Here is a 21,430-nt window from a genome sequence, read left to right on the forward strand (position 1 = left end):
CAGCTCGAATAGCAGTTGGCATAATCTGCGTGACCGGACGTGAACACCGGCTCGGCAGACCCGTTCCGTGCACTGTCGGAGGGATCGTGAGAATCACCCTGCCCAATGGCATCGTCATCGAGGACGACGATCCTTCTGTCGCGCTGTCCGCAGCCGCCGCCCTGCTCGGCCTCACACTCCCTGGCGACGAGACCGGCATCCCCGCAGAAGACCTGCCGGAGGACGAACCCTCCGGTTGCACGGAGGACGAGGCACTCGAGGTCCTGCACATCGCCCGCGCTCGTCCGAAACCGGTGACCACCAAGTACCTCGCCAGAAGGCTGGGCGTCACGCTGGAGGAAGCCCTGGCGCGTCTGGAGACGCTCGTCACGATGGGCCAGCTCGAGCGACTCTCCGAGAGCACCTACCGCCCCATCGAGGAGGACATCGACGAGAACGAGCCCGAGGACACCGAGATCGTCGATACCGGCACCCCCGCCGACGAAGAGTCGGAGACCCCGCCCTGCGAGGAGCTGGACCCCTTCGATGCGATCGTGGCCTTCCGGCGTGACGTGCAATCTTTGCTCCCCACCCGCCGCGACCGCGAGACCTACGACTTGTTCGTCTCCCGGCGCAAGCGGCTGTCGAGTGCACGGGCCGCTGCATTGCTCGAGTTGTCTCCGGCCGCGACGGGGGTGCGGCTGCGCCGACTGCTCACCCTCGGGGTGATCGAGCGGGCCGGTAGAGGCTCCTACCGGGCCGTGACCCCCGACACGCGGGACGCCGAGGAGTTCCTGCACAGCGCACTTCCTCCGGAAGCCGAGGCCGAAGCCCAAGAGCCGGAGGACGCCCCGCCCGCGGCGGAAGCCCCGCACCGCCTGTCCGTCGACCATCGCCGAGAGATACAGGCTCAGCTCGACGACGACCGCGACCGGCAGACCTACGAGTTGTTCGTCGAGAACGATGCCTTCCAATCGGAGGGCACGGTTGCGGGTTCGCTCTCCATCACCCGCCGGGACGCCGAGGACCGGTTGCAGAGACTGGTCGAACGCGGAGTCATCGGCCGCAAACCCAGCGGCTACGGGACCTACAACCGGTACTACGCCATCGACTGACTCTCACCGGGACACTGCAAGCGGACAGAGCTAAGCGACATCCTTCAGCCGCCGGTAGACGGCCGGTAACAGCGCCTCCAGCAGCTTCTGCGACAGGCCCTGGTTGTTGAGTATCTGGGCGGACAGGTCCGCCGAGGAGTCCATCGCTCCGATCACCGCCGTGAGGAACTCGCTGTGCAGATCGGGGCTTGCCGAGAACTGCTGCATGGTGTTGTTCTGCGCCTGCTGCTGCAGCGTCTCGGACTCTTCGAGCCGGTCCCGGATGTGGGTGACGACGTTGCGCACGCTCGAGTCCGGGTGCTCGCCCGAGAACAGGTCGTTGATCTTCGCGATGATCTCCTCAAGGGCGACCATCTCCGGATCACGCACGGTGCCGGTGCCGGCGTCCGTGGCCGGTGCGAGGGCGACGTCGCCGGTGAGCTTGCCGTCGGTGGTGGTCTGCTCGTGCTGGGTGATGTAGTCGAAGTCGACGGTCGACAGGTCGATCTCGTGACGAAGCTGGTCGCGGGTGATCTGCGGCGCGAGGTGGCGCAGGTAGATCGACAGCTTTTCGAGCGAGGGGTCCTCGTAGTCGACGATCTGGGACAGGAAGTCGTACTGGCGCAGGAACGTGCCGACGTCCTTGCGGAACATCTCGAGCTCGTCGAGCGCGACGGTGTCGCCGGCGTCGGTGGCGGTGCGTTCCCGGTCGCGGAACCGATCCCTCGCCGGGGTGATCCACTTGGTCAGCGCGTTGTTGCCCTTGTCGGCGAGGTAGTCGGCGACCAGGCCGTCGACCTCGGAGTCGAGGTAGACCCCGGCCGCGTCGAGCTTGGCCATCGTGGTGTGCACGATGTTCGGGTCCGTGACATCGGCGAGGGTGGTCGCCTCGTAGTGCGGCTCGAACGCCTCGACGATCTCCTCGGCGGCGTTGGCGAAGTCCAGCACGAACGTCTGGTCCTTGCCGGGCGCGGTGCGATTGAGCCGCGAGAGGGTCTGCACCGCCGCGACGCCGGAGAGCTTCTTGTCGACGTACATCGCCACCAACAGCGGCTGATCGAACCCGGTCTGGAACTTGTTCGCCACCAGCATCACCTGGTACTCGTCGGTGGCGAACGCCTCCCGCAGATCGCGCCCCTTCAGACCGGGGTTCATCGTCGTCTCGGTGGCCTTCTCGACCCCAGAGTCGAGGTCGGTGACCTCGCCGGAGAACGCCACCAACGCGGCCACGTCGGTGTAACCGTGGTCGGCAACGTACTTGTCGAAGGCGAGCTTGTAGCGCACCGCAGCCTTGCGGGACGAGGTCACCACCATCGCCTTAGCCCGGCCGTCGAGCCGCGGGGCGACGTTGCTGCGGAAGTGCTCGATGATGATGCCGACCTTCTGGGAGATGTTGGTCGGGTGCAGCTTGACCCAGTTCATCACCGACTTGATCGCCGTCTGCTTGTCGACCAGTTCGCCGTCGGCGCTGCCGGTGACGGCGACGGTGCCCGCGGTCGCGGTGGTCTCGGATTCGTAGGAGCGGCCGTTGTGGGTGAGCCGGAACGCGGTCTTGTACGGCGTGTAGTTCTTGAGGACGTCGAGGATGAAGCCCTCCTCGATCGCCTGCTGCATCGAGTACAGGTGGAACGGCTGCGGCGTTCCGTTCGGCCCCGTGCGGCCGAACAGCTCGAGGGTCTTGTTCTTCGGGGTCGCGGTGAACGCGAAGAACGACAGGTTCTTCGCCTGCGCCCGTGCGGTCATCTCCGCCGCCAGGATGTCCTCGGCGTCCACGGCGCCACCGTCGGCGAGTTCGTCGATCTCCGTGGCCGTCAGGGCCGATTTCAGACGCTTGGAGGCTTCCCCGGCCTGAGACGAGTGCGCCTCGTCGGCGATGACCGCGAAGTTCTTCCCCTTGAGCTTGGCCTGGTTACGGATCAGCTCGAGCGCGTAGGGGAAGGTCTGGATGGTGACGATGATGATCTTCGTCCCACCTGCGAGGGCGTCGGCCAGCAGCTGCGACTTCGCCCCGCCGAGCCCGTCGATGTGCGCGACCACGCCGGGGGTGCGGTCGATCTGCCGGATCGCCTCCTGCAACTGCGCGTCGAGCACGTTGCGGTCGGTGATGACGAGGACCGAATCGAACACCGGGGTGTTCGCGTCGTCGTGGAGCACCGACAGCCGGTGCGCCAGCCACGAGATCGAGTTGGTCTTGCCCGAGCCGGCGGAATGCTGGATCAGGTAGCGATGCCCCGGCCCCTCGGCACGGGCCGCGGCGATCAGCGCGGTGACCGCCTCCCACTGATGGAACCGCGGGAACAGCATGGTCTGCCTACGGGTCTTCTTGCCCGAGACCGGGTCGACCTTCTCGGTGATCTGCAGGTGCAGAAACCGGCCGAGGATGTCGAGCCAGGTGTCGCGCTGCAGGATCGTCTCCCACAGGTACGCCGTCGGTGACCCGTCCGGGTTCGGGGGGTTCCCGGCGTGCCCGTGGTTGCCCCGGTTGAACGGCAGGAAGACGGTGTCCTTGCCCGCGAGCTTGGTGGTCATCTGCACCTCGCTGTTCGACACCGCGAAGTGCACCACCGCCCTCGACCCGAACGCCAGCAGCGGCTCGCCCTTCGGCAGCCGGTCGTGTTTGTACTGCAGCACCGCGTCGGTGATGTTCTGGGTGAAGTCGGTCTTGAGTTCCGCGGTGGCGACGGGGACGCCGTTGACGAAAAACACCAGGTCGATGCTGTTGTTGTGGTGGGTCGAGTAGTGCACCTGCCGCATCACCCGCAGCCGCACAGCCTCGTACCGCTTCGCCGTGGTGGCGCTGAGCGAGGTGTTCGGCCGGAACTGGCACATCGAGAACTGGGCGTTGAGGTCCTTGAACCCGCGCCGCAACACCGAGAGGGTGCCGCCGTTGGCCTTCGGATCGGCGTCCAGGGCCTTAGCAAGGGTGGTGAGCACGCCCTGGCGAGCCTTCGTCAGCGCTTCTCCGGTCAGGTCCGGCTTGACCCGCTTCGCGAGCTGCTCCGGTTGCGTGTCGGACAGCCATCCGAACACATCCTCCGGGAACAACGCCAGTTCCCGGTCGTAGCCTGTGTCGGTCGCCGAGTACAGCCACCCGTGCGCGGCCAGATGGTCGCAGAGCTCAGCCTCGAAGACCGACTCGTGATGCTGAGCCATCAGCTCTCCACTCCCCCTGTAGTAGCGGCCAACGTCTGCGCTTCCAGATCGTTGATCGACCGCCCGTCGACATTGCGCCAACTGATCCGACCGTTGTTGCTGCCTCCAACAACCACACTTCCTGCCGCGGACGGGCTGGAGAACAAGTGGTCCTTGAGAAACACCACTTCGGTGTCACTCAGCCGGATAATTCCGTCAGCGTGTAGCGCATCGCGCTGCCGACCGACGCTTGCCGGAGCGGACGGTCGCAGACCCGGGCGACCCTTCGATCCGGCGAGCACGAGCAGCCCTTCCGAAGTCTGGTAGCCGGTGGCATCACATTCGCGCTCTCGGAAAAACAATCGCACCGGCTCCCTCTCCGAGGTGAGGTCGACGGCAGACTCGGGCGGACGTCCTTGGACCGGTTCGAGTACCGGAGCGCCGAGGGTGGCCAGTAGCACGGCTATGGTCTCCAGAAACTCCTGACAATCGGCCTCCAGGGGTTCCGGAGTGTGCGGATTGGAGGCCTGATTGCCGTTGAGCAGGATGTACCGATCCGCGGATGTGGCCCGGTTGAGCGATAGCCACTCCAGGTAGGCGACGTGGGTGGAGGTCCACTCGTTGGTCAGTGAGACCGCGACAAGCGCCTTCGTCCAGAAGTCCTTCGTCCCGGTGTGCTGCTGCAGCCGCACGCCGACATTCCCGGACTGCCCGATGTAGCACCGTGCCGTCTCGTCCTCCCCCGCCCCGATCAGGTAGTAGACCCCGACTTGCCCGGCCTCGGGGCGTTTGAGGAACTCACTGAGAATTGAGCGGGGAACCTCGAACACACGAACCGTACGTGTGGTCAGATTCGCAACTCGGAGCCCGGCTGGATCGCCGGAGGGTAGGTATATCTGGATCGTTTGCGCTCTTCCCACCGCTATCCGACCGCCTGCCGCACGTCAATCTTTCCGGTTACGGCATCCGTGATCAGCGCCGAGCGATACTCGCGCAAGGTATCGATCACCTCGTCGGCCTTCGCTGTCAAGGTATCAATTCTTGAACATCTATCGTCCAAGAACTTCACGATCTTCTTCTGCTCCTCGAGCTTCGGCACCGCGATCCGCAGTTCCGGCAGCTTGCTCGCCTTCAGTCCCAAAGCTGTTGAACCGGTCGCTCGCGCCAGCAACTGGGACTGGAACCAAGATCCCATCGTCGAGTACAGGAGAAACTTCGCGACAACCACCCGAGGGTCTGCGCGGAACTTGACGATCCGTTGGGCTAGTGCAATGTCCGTTCGATCCACAAGAGCGACGTTCCCAAGGGGAGCTTCCATCGTAAGTAGGAGGTCGTCTATTCGAGGAAGACCTCGGCGCATGATCGTGTCATAGTCCTCGACAGCTACGAATTCCTTTGACGTCTCATAGTCGATCCACCCGGGGCGGACGTTCCGCGCGGTCACAAGAGCGACACCGTCCGACACCTTGCGTGGAGTCGCCCCTCTATAGTCCACCTGGCTCTCGATACAACGAATAAAGGGCTTGACTGCGGGTCTGTCAAGTTAACGGTGTAACTGGTTGAACTGTAGCTACTTTCGTCCAGCGGACAGGCGTCCGTCGAAGGTGATCTCGAAGGCGTTCAGTGCTGCCTTCCAGCGGTTGGACCAGCGTTGGCGGGCGGTGCCTTTGGGATCGAGGCTCATGATGGCCAGGTACACGCATTTCAGGGCCGCGGCCTCGGTCGGGAAATGACCGCGGGCCTTGACGGCCCTGCGGATTCGGGCGTTGACACTCTCGATGGCGTTGGTCGTGTAGATGACCTGTCTGATGGCGTTGTCGAACTGCAGGAACGGCACGAACTCGGCCCAGGTGTTGGTCCAGAGCCGGATGATCGCGGGATAGCGTTTCTCCCATTTGTCGCTGAACTCGGCGAACCGGTCCAGCGCGGCCTGCTCCGACGGCGCGGTGTACACCGGTTTGAGGTCCTTGGCGATCTCGGCCCAGTCCTTGCGGGAGGCGTAGGCGTAGGTATTGCGGAGGAGGTGGACCACGCAGGTTTGCACGATGGTCTGCGGCCACACCTGCCCGATCGAGTCGGGCAGATGCTTCAGACCGTCGCACACGACGATCAGCACATCCTGCACACCACGATTCTTCAGCTCCGACAACACCCGAAGCCAATACTTCGCCCCCTCCCCGTCGCCGTGCTCGCCGGCCCATAATCCGAGGATGTCGCGGGTGCCGTCCACAGTCACCCCCATCACGACGTAGATCGGCCGGTTGGCCACGTTGCCGTCGCGGATCTTGACGTGGATGCAGTCGATGAACAGCACCGGATACACCGGGTCCAGCGGCCGGTTCTGCCACTCGGCCATGCCGTCCATCACCCGTTCGGTGATCGTCGAGATCGTCTGCTTGGACACCTCGGCGCCGTAGACCTCGGCCAGGTGCGCAGAGATCTCACCGGTGGTCAGTCCCTTGGCCGACAGCGAGATCACCATGTCCTCCACCCCGGTCAGCCGCCGCTGCCGCTTGGCCACGATCTTCGGCTCGAACGAGGAGTCCCGGTCCCGGGGTACGTCGAGCTCGACCGGGCCGGCCTCGGTCAGCACGGTCTTGGCGCGTCTGCCGTTGCGGGAGTTGCCGCTGCCCCTGCCGGCCGGGTCATTCTTGCCGTAGCCGAGGTGGTCGTCCATCTCGCCCTCGAGGGCGGACTCCACCACCAGCTTGGTCAACTTCGCCAGCAACCCGCCCTCGCCGGTGAGCTGGAGGCCTTCGGCCCGCGCCTGATCCACCAGTTCCTGCAGCCGGGCATCGCTGACACCCACAGGTGCCGAGTTCGATTCGTCCTCACGATCAATCACATCAGTCATGGTGGTGCATCTCCTTTCAGAGTTACACCGTTGTTCTTACAGTCCCTTGACTGCCCAACTCGCCGGAAGGCAATCAAGCCCTTCCACACCCGTGTCCTTCATTTTGACGTCAGGGTTGAGCCCTTTGGTGACGGCGTGGGTGATGGTGGCGGTGCGGTCCTCGCGCAGGGTGGCGATGAGCTGTTCCTGCTTGTCGATCAGCGCATCGATTTTCGCGGTCTCGCGGTCAAGGAAGTCGACGATGGCCCGCTGGTCCTCCGCAGGCGGTACGGCTATTGCGAGCGATCCGTAGTCCGGCTGGGAGATGTTATGCATGCTTGAGCTGGTGCCGACCGACATCACCTTCAGTTGGTCACGGTATGTCCTGGTCTTGCTCCAGTAGCCGACCCACTTTGCAGACAAGCCGCGGAACGAAACCTGCCAAAGCCGATCAGGAAGGAAGATTCCCGGCCTCGAATGTGCAACATAGCCTGCGGACCCGACGAGATCGGGAGTATTCATGCGGCTGACGATGAGTGTCCCAGTCCTGACGGGACAAGTAACACGGTCCATTTCGTCACTCAGCACTGTTTTGTTTTCCGCGATGTTGAACTCGCCGGTGTAGACGCAGCTAGTCTTCAGTACGCCCAATTCAGATGGACTCGCAGGTACGTCGGCAGCATTGACACTTGTCCCAGATTCCACCCGAGCGATCCACCTCTTGAGGGCACCCACCGTCCATGTGACGGGAGTTTCACCGAGCCATTCCACCTCAGTGTCCGCGTACTCCGGGTAGGCGGGCCAGTTCATGCGCCGACCTCGGCGAGCATCGCCTGAATCTCGCTGACGAGGACCCGCAGGTCCGTCTGGATGTCTTCCAGCGGCCGGGGCGGGATGTAGCGGTAAAAGTGTCGGGTGAAGGGAATCTCGTAACCGATCCTGGTCTTGTCGTGGTCGATCCACGCGTCCGGCACGTGCGGGAGCACCTCGCGGGCGAAGTACTCCTCGACGTTCTCGGTCAGTGGCACGTTCTCCGTATCGCGCAACGTAGGGTCCGGCTCAGGTTCGCCCTTGGCGGTGGTGACGATGTCCGCCTCAGGATCGTGCTCACCCAGAGTCGACCAGATCGTCTTCACCAGCGGAGCGCCGGGTCGGCTGATCCCGGCGTCGTGAAGCGCAGCTTTGAGCTCGTCGACGAAGGTGTCCCGGTTCGTCCACTTCCAGCCGACGAGGGTCTCGAGTGCCTTGCGGATCGCGGCCTGTTCGCCGTCCTTGAGCTTGGCGATGCTCTTCTGGGCGAGGACTTCCTTGATCGTGTCCTCGGTCGGCTCGAAACGAAGCTGGAGGGGGCGTTCGACGGTGATGGTGGCGTAGCCGAACTCCTCGCCGCGGAAGACCTTGGAGTGGGCAGGGTGGGTGTCGGTGCCCTTCTCGTTGCGGTACCGGTCATAGAGCTTGCAGATGTGTTCGATGTCCGCGGGTCGCAGGTACTTGCGCTTGGAGCCGAGGGACTTGCGCATCTTGCCGTACATGTCGACGCCGTTGATCAGCTGGACCTTGCCGCGGCGCTGCTCAGGCTTGTTGTTGTCGAGAATCCAGATGTAGGTGGAGATGCCGGTGTTGTAGAACATGTCGACCGGCAGCGCGATGATCGCATCGAGCAAGTCGTTCTCGATGATCCACTGCCGGATGTTCGACTCCCCCGACCCGGCCCCACCGGTGAACAGCGGCGAGCCGTTGAGCACCATCGCCAGGCGACTGCCGCCCTCGCCGCCCCGGACGGGCTGCATCTTCGAGATCAGGTGCAACAGGAACAGCAGCGACCCGTCCGAGACGCGGGGCAGGCCGGGGCCGAAGCGTCCGGCGAAGCCCCGCTGCTCGTACTCGTCGGTCACCGCCTTCTGCTGGGTCTTCCACTCCACCCCGAACGGCGGATTGGACAGCAGGAAGTCGAAGTGCCGCCCGGAGTGGCCGTCGTCGGTGAGGGTGTCGCCGAGGTAGATGTTGTCGACGTCCTGGCCCTTGATGATCATGTCGGACTTGCACATCGCGTACGAGCGCGGGTTGATTTCCTGGCCGTACAGCACCGGGCGGGCGCTGTGGTTCATCTCGATCAGGTGGTCGTAGGCCGTCGACAGCATCCCGCCGGTGCCCGCGGCGGGGTCGTAGATGGTGCGCACGGTGCCGGGCTTGGTCAGTGCGTCGTCGGCGGTGTGGAACAGGATGTCGACCATCAACGCGATCACCTCACGCGGGGTGAAGTGGTCACCGGCCTGGGCGTTGTTCGACTCCGCGAACTTGCGGATGAGCTCTTCGAAGATGTAGCCCATGTCGTGGCCGGAGACGACCTTCGGGTGCAGGTCGACTGCGGCGAACTACTTGACGATCAGATACAGCCGATCGGACTTCTGTAGATCGGCGATCAGGTCCGGCATCCGGAAGCCCTCGAACACGTCCCGCACGTTCGGGGAGAACCGCTCGATGTAGTCGATGAGGTTGTCGGCGACACCTTCCGGATCGGAGACCAAGGAGGCGAACGTCCACCGGGAGGTGTTGTAGAACGGCAGCTTGAACTTGCTCTTGAGGACTACGCCTGGGTCGATCTTGAGTCCCTGGACCTTCTGGTACTCGGCGAGGACCTGGTCCTTGGTCGGCTCGAGGATGCAGTCCAGCCGCCGCAGGATCGTGAACGGCAGGATCACGTCGCCGTACTGGTTCGGCTGATACGGCCCGCGAAGCAGGTTCGCGATGCTCCAGATCAGGTCGGCATTGGTCTTCGCCATGGTGGGGCTGGTCTCCTCGGTCGGTCGGTCCGGATGAAGTTACCCGAACGAAACAGACAGCCGGAGCAGACACTGCGGGTCGGGCGTGTACCTGAGGTGTCGACGAACCTTCCGTGCCCGTTACCCACTGAACGGCTTTCGCGGCACTCGACCATCCCCGGTCGTGTCCTCCCCTCTGACTGCTCCCAATATGCCTGTCGATCGACTGCAGCGAACAACGATGCGGGAGCGCTCGTGCGCGCACGGTGGACGCGGCCGAGCAGGGAGTGTCAGTCGTCGCGGCGTTCGATTTCGGAAGTAGAGGCGTCGAGGTAGGTGAACGGTTCGTAGGTCACCGTCATGCCGGAACCGCCACCATCCACCAGTTGGGCGGAAGTCCCGTCGAACCATTCCCCGACGGTGTTGTGGTAGCCCTTGGCTTCCCACCTTCCGACTTGGGTACGCACGTAGTCGTTCAGATCGTCCAGGTTCGCGAAGAACGTCACGACCTTGGGTTGGACGAGCACGCCATGCATCCGCAACGATTCCTCCAGGCCGTAGTAACCTCGGCCGCTGCCAGCCCAGACGTCCTCGAGGGGCACGACCAGGTCGGCGGGATCGCGGACTGCCACCGGCTCCCAACCGTCGCGCGGAGGTTTACCCTTGAGCACCCGCTCGGGTGCCCCGCTCAACGTCACAAGGGCCTTCATCTCCTTGGTCGACAACTCCCGAAACGCCGTCGGTCCGTTCACCGCAATCGAATGCTCCAGCGGTGTACCTATCTTCCGCTCATGGATCGGAAACGCGGGCGTGAGCCAGTGGATGGGTTGCAGGAAGATCGTGCGATCGCCGGGCTCCCCGGTCAGCCTGGTGACCGTGCAGAACCCCACCACGGACTTCGAGTCGGTCTGGTAGGCCGCCACCACGTCACCGGCCTCGACATCGTCGGCAAGGTGCTTGGACACCTCCTGCGACTGCGTGGAGTAGTCCCCGCCCCAGTCGACCGGCTCACCCCGACTGAACACGCCCCGCAGCCAGTCTCCGGCATATCCGGACGGCCCGCCTTCCTCGGCGTTGCACTTGTAGAGCCAGTACGTCAATGTGTGTTCCCTTCGTGGCGGCACGGTTGCGGAACGAACAGACTGATGGTCACCACATCATCGAGCCACCTCAATGCGAAAGTCGTGCCCGACACGCGGTTACGCGCGAACCGGTCGAACGGGGGCCAAACGGTACCTATGCGGCCGAGTCAGTGTCTTCGGCGAGCAATCGATACAGCGTCGCGCGGCTGACGCCGAGGTACTTGGCGATGTCCTTGCCGGTGTGCCCGTCGGATTTCATCCGGCGGGCGGTGGCGATCGTCTGGGCGTCGTCTACCTTGCGGGGGCGACCGAACTTGGTGCCGTTTCTCCGCGCCGACTCGCGTTTGAGGGCGGTCCGCTCCTTGACCAGCTCGCGCTCGAACTCGGCCATCGAGGCGAGCACTCCGATCACCATGCGCCCGGTGGCCGTCGACGAGTCGATGCCGTCCGAGGTCGAGACCAGGGTGACACCCCGCTTCGTGAGTGCACGGACCACCTCGAGGATGTGCAGCGTGTTGCGGCCGAGCCGGTCGAGCTTCCACACGACGACGGTGTCCCCCTCGCGGACGTACTCGAGCAGCGCGGCGAGCCCCGGCCGATCGTCGCGGGCACCGGAGATCTTGTCCTGGAAGACCTTGGTGACGCCGGCCGCAGCGAGGGCGACCTTCTGCTGTTCGAGTGTCTGCGCCACGGTGGAGACGCGGACGTACCCGATGCGGGTGCCGGTTGGGGCGACTGTCTCGCTCATACATCCAGCATGTCTCAAATATCGTCGGGCGCCAATAATGAGACACTGCGTTGTGAGACAAACATTCGAGACACATCGACCTGCGGGAATGGACGTCGCCCGGGCCTCGGCCGCGATTGTCTCAATGAGAACTGATTCGAGACAGCCGATCGCTCTGAAACAACCTCACGAGCACTTGGAGGCACCGAGTCGACGTCGGGGGTGGCGGGGTGACCATCCGGTTGTGTTGACGACCGACCCCGCTCTGGAAACCACCGTCCATCCCGATGCACCTGGAGCGAGCCGACAGACTTTTCGTCCTCTCACCGACCCCCACGACAGCACCGGACTGGCCGCAGCTCCGCAGAGCTACTTCGCAAGGTCCGGGTCGGCAGATCTTGTCCGGGAACGCACAACCCTAAGTCCGGCTTCGCCTGCTGGATCGCTGGCGGCAGCAGCCTGCCCATACCAGTGAGCCGCGCCTTCGAGGTCCGGCGGATCCAATGAGTCGGCGAGCGCGTCGGCGAGGTTGACCATCGCAGTGGTGTGGCCGGCTTCGGCCGCTTCGCGCCACCAGAGGCATGCACGTTCGAGGTCCGGCGGTTGCTGCTGGTAGGCGAGGATGACGCCGAGGTTGACCATGGCGTCCACATTGCCGGACTTGACTGACTGCTCCCACCAGCACCGAGCCCGCTCCAGATCTGGTGGATCCGACCGGATCGCGAGCAGACACCCAAGGTTGAACATGGCTTCGGGGTCGCCTGCCTCGGCCGCTCGCTCGTACCAATGGCGAGCACCTTCAAGATCCGGCAGATCTGAATCATCGGCGAGCAGGTTCCCGAGATCGACCATCGCATCGGTGTCGCCAGCCGCAGCGGCTCGTTCGAGCCAATGGCGGGCACCCGCTCGGTCCGGTGGAGTCAACTGATAGGCGAGCAACAGTCCGAGATGGCGCATGGCCATCGCGTCGCCGGCAACAGCCGCCTTCTTGTACCAGTAATGAGCAGCGTCGATGTCGGGCGGGTCTATCCGGCTTGCGAGCAGATACGCCAACCGGACCATCGCGCTTTTTTCACCTGCGCCAGCGGCCTTCCCCAACCACCGGCGAGCGTTCTCGAGATCCGGCGGATCGAGCCGTTCGGCGAGTAGGCCTCCGAGGAAGCTCATTGCCCAAATGTCACCTGTATCGGCGGCGCGTTCGAACCAGCGACGCGCACCGGTCAGGTCCGGCGGGTCCACCCGACGGGCAAGCAGGTAGCCGAGATGAAACATCGCGTCGACGTTGCCTTCAATGGCCGCCCGTTCATACCAGCGGCGGGCTCCGTCGATATCAGCCGGATCCAATCGATTCTCGAGCAGATGGCCAGCCTCGACCATGGCGGTGGTGTCGCCGGCCTCGGCGGCCCGCTCCCACCAGTGACGAGCGCCCTGGAGATCCGGTGGATCGCCGCGCTCGGCCAGCAGAGCGGCGAGGTTGACCATGGCATCGGTGTCCCCGGCTTCGGCGGCGCGCTCCCACCAGTGGCACGCACCGGCCAGATCCGGGGGATCCATCCGGTCCGCCAACAGGAAGGCGAGGTTGTGCATGGCGTCGAGATCTCCCGCGCCGGCAGCACGCTCGCACCATTCGCGTGCTCGTTCCAGATCGGGGGGATCGAGCCGGTCGACGAGCAGCAGACCGAGACGACGCATGGCCTCTACGTCACCGACGCTCGCCCACTCGCGCCAACGCCGCGCGTGCTCGAGATCCGGTTGAGTCAGGCCAGCGGCCAACTGAAGGTCGAAGGCGTCCTGGCGGTCGTTCTCGGAATCGATGTCGGGTGTCCGAGCCGAACGCCCATCAGCCTTCTTGAGATCTTCCGCCCGCGACAATATCTCCTGCAGTCGATCCGCAGGCACGGCTTCGCACGCCCACTCGCCGTTCTCCTCATAGACGACGAGTCCATGCCAATCTCGATGTTGGTCACGTCGCCAATGCAGGAGCATCCCTTCCCGTGCATGGGACTCGGGCGAGACAACGCATCGCTTCATCTTCGCGTAATCACCGCGGGACTTCGCCACCTCGGGCAGACACATCACGCAAGCGATCCCCCTACGACGAGCGGCAGCGAGCGTTACCGCTTCGACTCGGGCACTCTGCCCGCATGTCTGGGCCAGGCGAAGATCGACTTCCAGAACGGCGCACGCCTTATTGACGTGATGTACCTCGTGCCTCACACCGCCGGGCACGATCAGAACCGATCCAGGCCTGGCGCGCCGCGAGTGCGCCGGCCGCTTGTGACCGCGTGCCGCGACTGCCTCACGGCCCTGCTCCGCCTCCGTAGCGTTCACGCCGGCGATATGCGGATCGACAGTCCATGGAGGGGACCAGTCGGCAATGTGCGGATCGATGACCGGCGACACAGTCCAATGGTCGTAGTCGCTCAGCTCGGCTTCGGGGTCACGGGATCCATCCGGGTCGAATCTCCGAGTGAACTTGCGACCCATTCGAGGCTCCTTCGCCCTTTGTCCAGTCAAGCTCGCCCGGGTTCGCTCAATCATGACTGATGTCCGTCCCCGTGCCCTACGCGCCCGTCCACCACTCGCAGACAGCGACCCGGCGCAGACGACCACGACGTTGAACAAATGCTCGTCGCCGTGTCTTCTGATGAGCTGCATCAACCAACCATGAAGAGCGCCTTGTCCACGTCGCGGGGACGCCACCGACCACCTGTCACGGCATTCGCCGTCTCGACGAGCGCGCACACTGCCGTCATGTAGCGGCTGTAGTAGCCGTCCGGACCAGGAAACCCCAGGCCCTCCAATGCGGTCACTGCCCGTCGGTCGTAGACCGCCATCCGGTCCGGAGCGCCGGCGGTCAGCAAGGTGGAGGCGACTGCCGCACCGCGCTGACACCCCGGCAGCTCGAGCAACGCCGATCGCGCCGCCCCCGCGGCCTCGGGAATGCTCCGGTCGGTGTCCCTGGCCAACTCGAACGCCTCGGCGGTGACCGCTCGCACCTTCCGGTCGGGCCACTCGTTCAGATCGCGGGTCCAAACGGTGCTCAGGTTCAGCCGCTTCCACAGCAGCAGCGCGCCGATGTCAGCCTTGCCGATCGACCCGTCCCGTTCGGCCCGGGCCTGGACCTCAAGCAGCACCTCGTCGTAGAAGCTGCCGCCCTCGACGCTGGGGTACCGCGCGTGGGCCGCGACGAGGGTGGTGACGATGTCCTGTTGACTTCCGGTTACTGTCATGTCGAAAGACTACGCGGCCATGGGCTTTCGTTAGCTGGCGTCAGCGCTTCGGGTCGGGAATGATCGCGATATGGGCCTCCACCTACAGCTCGGTGAGAAGATCACGCCGAAGGGACGGACGCTGACGGTCACCGACCTCGACGTGGTCACTTTGACGGAACTACGCCCCTTGCTGATCGGCATCGCCCTGTCCGGCGGCACCATCCACCATTCGGCCCTCATCAAGGCCTTGGAACTGCCTCATGCAACGAACGGGCTGGGGCGCGTACTCGACCTGTTGTCCGAAGACTGCAGACGCCGCCGCGAGCCCTCGCTGGCTGCGCTCGTCGTTTCCCAGTCGACCGGCGAGGTGGGGTCAGCCTTCTGGGGCAATCCGAGTTCCGAACGTACGGACGTGTACAAGTACTGGCGCGACGTCATCAGTACGTGAGCAAGTCGTTCTTCGCTCTCGCTGACCGCAAGCGGTCGGTACTGCGCCCGCACCACTGACTCGCGTCCCACACCGACTCGCGCCGTGCCGATGCAGCACCGCGTCAGCCCTCGAGCTTGTGGAGGATCTCCGTCCACATCGATCGAGGGACGGTCGAGCGCACCGGATCGGTGATCTTCTGAACCTGGAGCATCATGTCCGCGACGTCCTGGGTGTCCTGCCGGGCGTCCAGCATCGTTTGCCGCCTGGCTGGCGTTCATCGCCGTGTAACGCTCTCCGGTCTTCGACGAAAGGGATAATGAGAGCCTTCGCGGCGGGTATGCGGTCGAACGGTCTGGCCATAAATACGGGGCAGTCGAATACGCCTAGGGCGGACGGAGCACCGACACCTACTGGCCCAAAACTACGAGGAGGGAGGCTGGCCGTGGTGCAGTTCCGAAGGTCGAAGAAGGTGGGTCCGTTTCGACTGACCGTCTCGAAACGCGGGATGGGAGTCAGCGCCGGAGCGGGGCCGGTCCGTATCAGCAGGAGCGCGACGGGAAGGGTCAGCCGCACCTATCGTGTGCCGGGCACGGGAATCTATGACACCAAGACGATCGGCAAGAGCCGGAACCGGTCGTCGCAGTCGCGGCAGCACGCCGCAGCTCCGGCCCGTCACCGCGGGTACGGGCCGGCAGAAGAGGGCACCGCGGCGGCACACACGGCGACAACCCTGTCGCCTGACCAATGGGCCTTCGTCCTACAACCGGACGAGACGCCGGCAGCCTTGCCGTTCCAGCGCGCCCATGTACGGGGTGCTCTCGGACGCGCCACGGGAAGCCGGCTCCCGCTGCACGGTCTGACGCTCGGGCAAGCCCAGCGCCTGCTCCAGGTGTTGGGGCGCGATGTCACCCCGTTGTTTCGCAGCGGCCGGAACAGCGTCGCGTGGAATCGCGCCGGTTTGGCCGCGCTGTGGGTGGTGGCGGTCCTGGTTACGGTGCTGTCGCTGGCGATTCCCGTGATCGGTCCGGTCATCTTCGTGACCGCCGTCTCGTTCGCGGTGTACTACGGCATCCGGTGGTTCAAGCACCGGCACGACTCGACATTCACACACCCTTGAGACGGTGTGTAGGCGTTGCGACCTCGTTGCTTTATCCACGAGCTCGACCGAATGGCTCCAATGATTCATGTACACCCCGCCGGGTAGTACGTGCGCATCTGGGTCCAACTGTGATCATCAGCCGCTCATCGACGGAGGCCTCGTGAAGCACATTGCACGCCTTTTCCTGGCCGCGGTCGGGTCGCTCGCTCTCGTTGCCTGCACGTCGTCAGGTGGCAGTAACGGACCCCGGGTAGAGATGCGTTGGGAAACTGGCTCGGGCACATCACCGAGCGTGACATTGATGTGGTCGGAGGGAGACGCGGAATCGCTGCAGTCCGAGGTATTCGCGGAGAAGGCGGACGGCAGCTTCGAGGTCCCCGACGGAGCCGACTACAGCGACTTCTCGATGATTGTGGCGTCGTCGAACGGATTCGGTAGTTGCAGCATCTGGGTCGACGGAAGCAAGGTCGACGAGAACGCCGTACACGCCACCACCGACGGCTCAAATACCAAGGGGCTGGCGGCGTGCGAATACAAGACCGGTTCACAAGAAGCACCCACAGTTCCGGCCGACACGCCTCCGACGACGGAGACGACAACTCCCAGCACCACGCTGGCTCCGGCAGCTTCCGAACCTGCGGCCAGCCCAGAGCCTACGGAGGACAGCTACGTGCCGCCCGCTCCGCCCCCGACCTACGAGACCTATCCGACGGAGACGTACGAGACCTACCCGACGGAGACGTACCCTGCCGAGCCGTATGTGGTCGAATGTCTCTTCGGGACGCCCGGTCCCGCCCGGTGGAGCGACGGTTCGGTGAGGTTCTCCCAGGAGTGCTACGACCGAGGGGCCGGAGATCTGTATCTCGAGGGCAACTGCAGCGACTGGGAATGGCGTCAGCGCATGGGCGCGGAAGGTGACGCTCTCTGCGGCGGTACAAGGCCGCAGTAGTTGGTGAGCGGGCGGCGTGGGTCCGCGCCGGTGTCGTCGCTGCGAGTCGCCGCTGTGTCGGCCGGTGCCGTCGAATCAACTCGCCGTCGCTCGGTACTCCGCGGCTCCCCGCGTCGTCGTCTTCAGCGTGCCCAGTACTGGAGCATGGGTTCGTCGGCCAGTTGGGTACCCGCCCGGGTGATGACGAGCGCATCCCGGTCGATCCAGTACTGCACGCCTTCGTTCGTCACGACGTAGCCGAGTTCGGTGCGCACCGGGTCGTCGATCTCGATGGTGGCGCTGTCGCTGAGCCGTACCCCCTTGTAGTACAACCGGCCGCTTGCGGTCTGGCAGATGATCACCAGCGACTGCGGGGTACGACCGATCAGCACCGCCGGATCGGTGGCGTTGCAGCGCCCGCCCGCAACCGCCACGAACCCCTGCGCGTCGGTACCCGGAATCGTCGGAAGACGGGTTGCCGCTGTGGTGGAGGTGGTCGGCCGCGTCGGCGTGGTGGGTGCCGGGCTGCTCGGTGCCCGCCACGGCGTCGTCGGGTTCACCGCCGTGGTCCTCGGTGCCGTCGCCGTCGTCGACGACTGCCGACTTCCGGAGGAGGCCGACGAGCTCGCCGCCCGCACCCCGAGGTCCACGACGGCGGTGGTGATCATCAGTGCCAGTACCGCAGCGACAGCGCTGAACCATGGCACCAGACTCGGTCGTGGTCCGGAGGCAGGGGCACGCGACGAGGCCGGCGCGAAGATCACCCGGGTCTCGCCGAGCCGGTCGTGCATGCCCTGATGGGACGGGTTCTGCTCCGGATGCGCGTACATCTCGACCGCGAGCGCGGCGAGTGCAACGAGATAGATCGGGTACAGCGGATACAGCACATGAATCCAGTTGCGCCGAAACGCCTGGGCGACCGACGGCAACCGCCCCTCGCGCCCGACGACGCGCAGGCCCATGAGCCACTTGCCGACGGTCCGGCCGGTGCGCGCCTCGGTCAGGGCGAAGTAGAGCACCGGCGTGGCCCACGCGAGCACCCCGATACCGGCGAACCACACCACGCGCGCGGTCTCGCTCTGCAGCAACGCGGAGTTAAGCACCGTCCACATCGCGAGCACGACGAACACGACCACACCGATCAGCACCCAGTCGAGCACGAACGCCGCCGCACGCACACCGAACGTCGCTGGCATGCCGGGAGCCCGCGACGGACCCACCGGCGGGAAGGGCCGCCTCGGCGGTACCGGGTCGGGACCCGGCGACGGTATCGGCTCCGTCGGCCGGGCAGAGGCCGGAGTGGACACCGCTGCGCGGGCCAGGCGCTCGAGCACGAACGCGGTGACCGCCAGCCCCAGCAGCACCAGGGTCAGCGCACAGGCCAGGACGAGCCCGAAGCCAGCGGAGAACTCTCCCTGCGACCATCCCACGTTGTTGTCGAAGACCGCACCCCGGACGTTGAACATCTGCGACAGCGCGGTCACGAAGCCGATCAGCGCGAGCACCGCCACCGTGACCGCCGCCGCCGCCCGCACCCGCATCCCCATGTACGCCAGGCCGGCACCGGAGACGAGCAATCCCAGCCAGATCGCCCAGACACCGGCGCTGCCGGTCTCGTCCTCGAGCGCAGCGGCCGCGCTTCCCTCGACGAACCCGACGTAGTCCGGATCCAGACCACCCAGGGTGACCGTGGCATCGCCGATCCCGTTCATCGACGCGGTCGCCGAGGTGCGCGTCCCGTCGTCGTAGTACATGTCGTTGATGTGGCCCCACTCGAGGAACACCGACAAGGCGAGCACTAGACCGCCAGCGACGATAGCCAAACCCACCATCCAGCGCGGGCTGCCACCGATCACAGGGGCCGGATCAGGTTCGCGCGGCCCGGGGCCGCCCCGAAACGACGGGTCGGGCGCGAAGCCGTTGCTCATGGTTACCCCCTACCTGCCACTGGAGTCTTCACCCGAACCGCGGAGGCACCCGCTGCCGACCTCCGCGGCGCACCGAACCACACGCGCCTGTCCCGGCGGCCGGTCACGTCAGGCCACCGTCGACGCGGAACACCGTGGTCCACTGCCGCACCGACTCGTGGCCAGGTGTCTGCCACGACCTGCTCGAGGGCACGGGTGCGCTGGCGCAGCCGCTCATCGAGAACTCGCTCGAGCACCGCGGCCCGGGACGGAGCGGCGGTGTCGACGATGGCCTCGATGTGCCCGGCCACCCGGGCCGAGCGACAGGTGCGGTGCGGGACGGTGCCGTGATCGTGCAGGACACGTTCGAGGAACTCCCGGTAGTCGCGCACGTACTTCAACCGCCCGCCCAGTCGGCGCTGGCCGTGACGGTCCGCCGTGCAGGTACGACGTGTAGCGAGAAGGCGCTCCCGGATACGGACAAGCCGCACGACGGCGCGAACCTCTTGAGTCACCGTCCCCGGGCGCAAACAGGTCGTCGGCGTGGGCATAGTGCTTGCACTCCCCGTGTGTCGATGCGTGCGACAGCGATGACGCTGTCCTCATCCCCGCCACGGGCGCATACCACCTTCACGTCACTGCAAAACACACAAACCGGCGCGAGTGGACGGCATCGCGGCCCGCTGGCGTGTGCGTGCTTGCCGGGAGGTGCTCGAGGTCGCACCGCGCTCCCTGCAGGCCGGCATGTGCGCGCCGCATGACTTCGCACCACCCCCGTCCTACTAGCCGACCCGGCCGCTACCAGCAGGCCGCCGCCGAATTACGTGAAGCCGGGACCTTGGGACGGGACGTGCCGGACGCTCTCGGCGCGCCCATCGACGACGAGCCCGTCGCGATCGAGGGCCGAGTGATCCACCGCCTCGTTCGCACTCGGGAGCGCGACCCCAAGCTCCGCGAACGCAAGATCAACCAGGCACTGACCCACCGCGGGCACCTGGCGTGTGAGGTGCGCAGCTTCGACTTCGAGCGGACCTACGGCGTTCTGGGTGCGGGCTCTACGCCCACATCCATCAAGTCGTGCCCCTGCACGCCTCCGGCGTAGTGAGGAACTCGCTCGACGATCTGGTGGTGGTGTGCGCCAACTGCCATGTCATGCTGCATCGCGGTCAGAGCTGGAAGACACCCGAGGAACTGCTGAACCTGATCCAGCCGAACGAATAGTCCTTCTGGTCAGCGTTCGAGCCGCACCACCGAAACCAGCCGCTCAGAGCTCGTCGACGGGACGGGGTTCTCCGACCTGCGCGTCGCCGTCGACCAACTCGTCCAGCTTCCGCAGAATCTGCCCCCACATCTCCCGCGGCACGACTGCCTTCACCGCCGCAGTGATCCGCTGAAGCTGGACCATCATGTCGACGATGTCGGGACCGGTCGAGGTCTCCTGAGCGAGGGCGTGGAGTTTCTCCGCAGCCCGCAGCCCGGTCTCGACGTTCACGATGGTGTCATCGTCGACAAGGTGAGCGAACGCCTTCTGCATGACGACCTCGAACATCGCGATCGGCGTCAGCGCGACCGCCAGACCTCCGGCGAAGTCGATCCGGTTCTCCCGAGCGCGGCGTTCCACGATCTCCCGATAGGTGGCTGCGGCCACCTGCTGCACCGGGAAGTGCCTCTCGCAGTGCCGACGGACCGAGTCGACCGTGACTCTCTGATCGTCCGACGTGGCGTCCTCCGCGGCGAGAGCCCGGACGATGCCCGCGTACGAGGCTCCCCGCGCCAACATCTGGTTCACCGTCTCGCGGACATAGTCGTCCCGGCACACCCGACAGCGCGGTTCGATCCGCGGATTGTGCGCGGTCTCGGCCAGTGCTACCGATCCAAGCGCTTCGTCGACGAGGTCGCCGACGACCTGTGACTCATGCATGACTCTGCTCCTTACGACCAGGGCGTATCCCGCCTCACTTCTTATTGCTTCAACAGGCACCTGAGCGGCACTACGCCGCACTTGCTCTCCGATCGCCCATCTTCCGCGGAGGGGGCTTCTCGACGGCCCACGCGGTGCGTGGACAGCACGGTGCCGTCGAACCCGGGCGTCTTTGCGGCATCGGAGTGGTCCGGCGGGGGTGGTGGTTACCCATCTCATTAAGACAACCCTTGAGGGGTGCTCGGGGCAGCGGCGGGCCCGCAGGAGAGGTGGACAAAGGTGGACATTGTCCACCTCGACTGTGAATCGTCGCGAACTCCG

17 protein-coding genes and 1 pseudogene are annotated in these 21,430 nt (G+C 65.2%); 5 read left to right on the plus strand and 13 right to left on the minus strand.

Going from position 1 to position 21,430, the window contains the following annotated elements; genetic code table 11:
- Positions 1–86: 86 nt before the first annotated feature.
- Complete coding sequence (locus F1734_RS14945; RefSeq protein ID WP_203010741.1) at positions 87–1,094, plus strand: hypothetical protein; 1,008 nt, start codon at positions 87–89, stop codon at positions 1,092–1,094.
- Between the two features lie 30 nt (positions 1,095–1,124).
- On the opposite strand, the gene F1734_RS14950 is transcribed toward F1734_RS14945, so the two are convergent.
- The 10 genes and pseudogenes from F1734_RS14950 to F1734_RS14995 form a co-directional block, all read right to left on the minus strand.
- The gene (locus F1734_RS14950; protein ID WP_203010742.1) at positions 1,125–4,226 is read right to left on the minus strand and encodes a type I restriction endonuclease subunit R; all 3,102 of its coding nucleotides are present in this window, start codon (positions 4,224–4,226) and stop codon (positions 1,125–1,127) included.
- Entirely contained in the window at positions 4,226–5,035 is an 810-nt protein-coding gene (locus F1734_RS14955) for a GIY-YIG nuclease family protein (RefSeq protein ID WP_238423955.1), read from the minus strand. The genes F1734_RS14950 and F1734_RS14955 overlap by 1 nt, the downstream gene beginning before the upstream one ends.
- Before the next feature lie 92 nt (positions 5,036–5,127).
- Positions 5,128–5,565 carry a restriction endonuclease subunit S gene (locus tag F1734_RS14960; protein ID WP_420803910.1) on the minus strand — a complete coding sequence of 146 codons (438 nt, stop codon included), beginning with the start codon at positions 5,563–5,565 and terminating at the stop codon, positions 5,128–5,130.
- A gap of 210 nt (positions 5,566–5,775) precedes the next feature.
- The gene (locus F1734_RS14965) at positions 5,776–7,059 is read right to left on the minus strand and encodes an IS256 family transposase (protein ID WP_191903197.1); all 1,284 of its coding nucleotides are present in this window, start codon (positions 7,057–7,059) and stop codon (positions 5,776–5,778) included.
- 36 nt (positions 7,060–7,095) lie between these two features.
- Positions 7,096–7,848, minus strand: a complete 753-nt coding sequence (locus tag F1734_RS14970; protein WP_203010745.1) for a restriction endonuclease subunit S domain-containing protein — start codon at positions 7,846–7,848, stop codon at positions 7,096–7,098.
- Positions 7,845–9,821 (minus strand): annotated as a pseudogene (locus tag F1734_RS14975) (type I restriction-modification system subunit M). Before F1734_RS14975 ends, F1734_RS14970 begins: the two are co-directional and overlap by 4 nt.
- Before the next feature lie 269 nt (positions 9,822–10,090).
- Complete coding sequence (locus F1734_RS14980; protein WP_203010746.1) at positions 10,091–10,900, minus strand: hypothetical protein; 810 nt, start codon at positions 10,898–10,900, stop codon at positions 10,091–10,093.
- 136 nt (positions 10,901–11,036) lie between these two features.
- On the minus strand, positions 11,037–11,630 hold the full coding sequence (locus tag F1734_RS14985; RefSeq protein WP_203010747.1) for a recombinase family protein: 594 nt from the start codon (positions 11,628–11,630) through the stop codon (positions 11,037–11,039).
- A 348-nt stretch (positions 11,631–11,978) separates the two neighbouring features.
- Positions 11,979–14,096 carry a tetratricopeptide repeat protein gene (locus tag F1734_RS14990; protein WP_203010748.1) on the minus strand — a complete coding sequence of 706 codons (2,118 nt, stop codon included), beginning with the start codon at positions 14,094–14,096 and terminating at the stop codon, positions 11,979–11,981.
- 170 nt (positions 14,097–14,266) lie between these two features.
- Positions 14,267–14,842, minus strand: a complete 576-nt coding sequence (locus F1734_RS14995; protein ID WP_203010749.1) for a hypothetical protein — start codon at positions 14,840–14,842, stop codon at positions 14,267–14,269.
- Between the two features lie 70 nt (positions 14,843–14,912).
- Between F1734_RS14995 and F1734_RS15000 the strand changes: the two genes are divergently transcribed.
- A complete protein-coding gene (locus F1734_RS15000) occupies positions 14,913–15,272 on the plus strand; it encodes a hypothetical protein (protein WP_203010750.1) in 360 nt (119 codons plus the stop codon).
- Positions 15,273–15,375: 103 nt separating this feature from the next.
- Here the strand turns inward: F1734_RS15000 and F1734_RS26430 are convergent, their stop codons facing one another.
- The gene (locus tag F1734_RS26430; protein WP_274382427.1) at positions 15,376–15,507 is read right to left on the minus strand and encodes a hypothetical protein; all 132 of its coding nucleotides are present in this window, start codon (positions 15,505–15,507) and stop codon (positions 15,376–15,378) included.
- Between the two features lie 189 nt (positions 15,508–15,696).
- On the opposite strand from F1734_RS26430, the gene F1734_RS15005 reads away from it, so the two are divergent.
- A complete protein-coding gene (locus F1734_RS15005) occupies positions 15,697–16,371 on the plus strand; it encodes a DUF4236 domain-containing protein (protein ID WP_203010751.1) in 675 nt (224 codons plus the stop codon).
- 274 nt (positions 16,372–16,645) lie between these two features.
- On the plus strand, positions 16,646–17,302 hold the full coding sequence (locus F1734_RS15010; protein WP_203010752.1) for a hypothetical protein: 657 nt from the start codon (positions 16,646–16,648) through the stop codon (positions 17,300–17,302).
- 122 nt (positions 17,303–17,424) lie between these two features.
- Here the strand turns inward: F1734_RS15010 and F1734_RS15015 are convergent, their stop codons facing one another.
- Complete coding sequence (locus F1734_RS15015; RefSeq protein ID WP_203010753.1) at positions 17,425–19,104, minus strand: RDD family protein; 1,680 nt, start codon at positions 19,102–19,104, stop codon at positions 17,425–17,427.
- Positions 19,105–19,945: 841 nt separating this feature from the next.
- Between F1734_RS15015 and F1734_RS15020 the strand changes: the two genes are divergently transcribed.
- Complete coding sequence (locus F1734_RS15020; RefSeq protein WP_203010754.1) at positions 19,946–20,290, plus strand: hypothetical protein; 345 nt, start codon at positions 19,946–19,948, stop codon at positions 20,288–20,290.
- A 162-nt stretch (positions 20,291–20,452) separates the two neighbouring features.
- On the opposite strand, the gene F1734_RS15030 is transcribed toward F1734_RS15020, so the two are convergent.
- Positions 20,453–21,169, minus strand: a complete 717-nt coding sequence (locus tag F1734_RS15030; RefSeq protein WP_203010756.1) for a hypothetical protein — start codon at positions 21,167–21,169, stop codon at positions 20,453–20,455.
- Positions 21,170–21,430 lie beyond the last annotated feature (261 nt).

Origin of the sequence: Rhodococcus ruber, from assembly GCF_016804345.1 — a bacterium.
GTDB lineage: Bacteria > Actinomycetota > Actinomycetes > Mycobacteriales > Mycobacteriaceae > Rhodococcus > Rhodococcus ruber.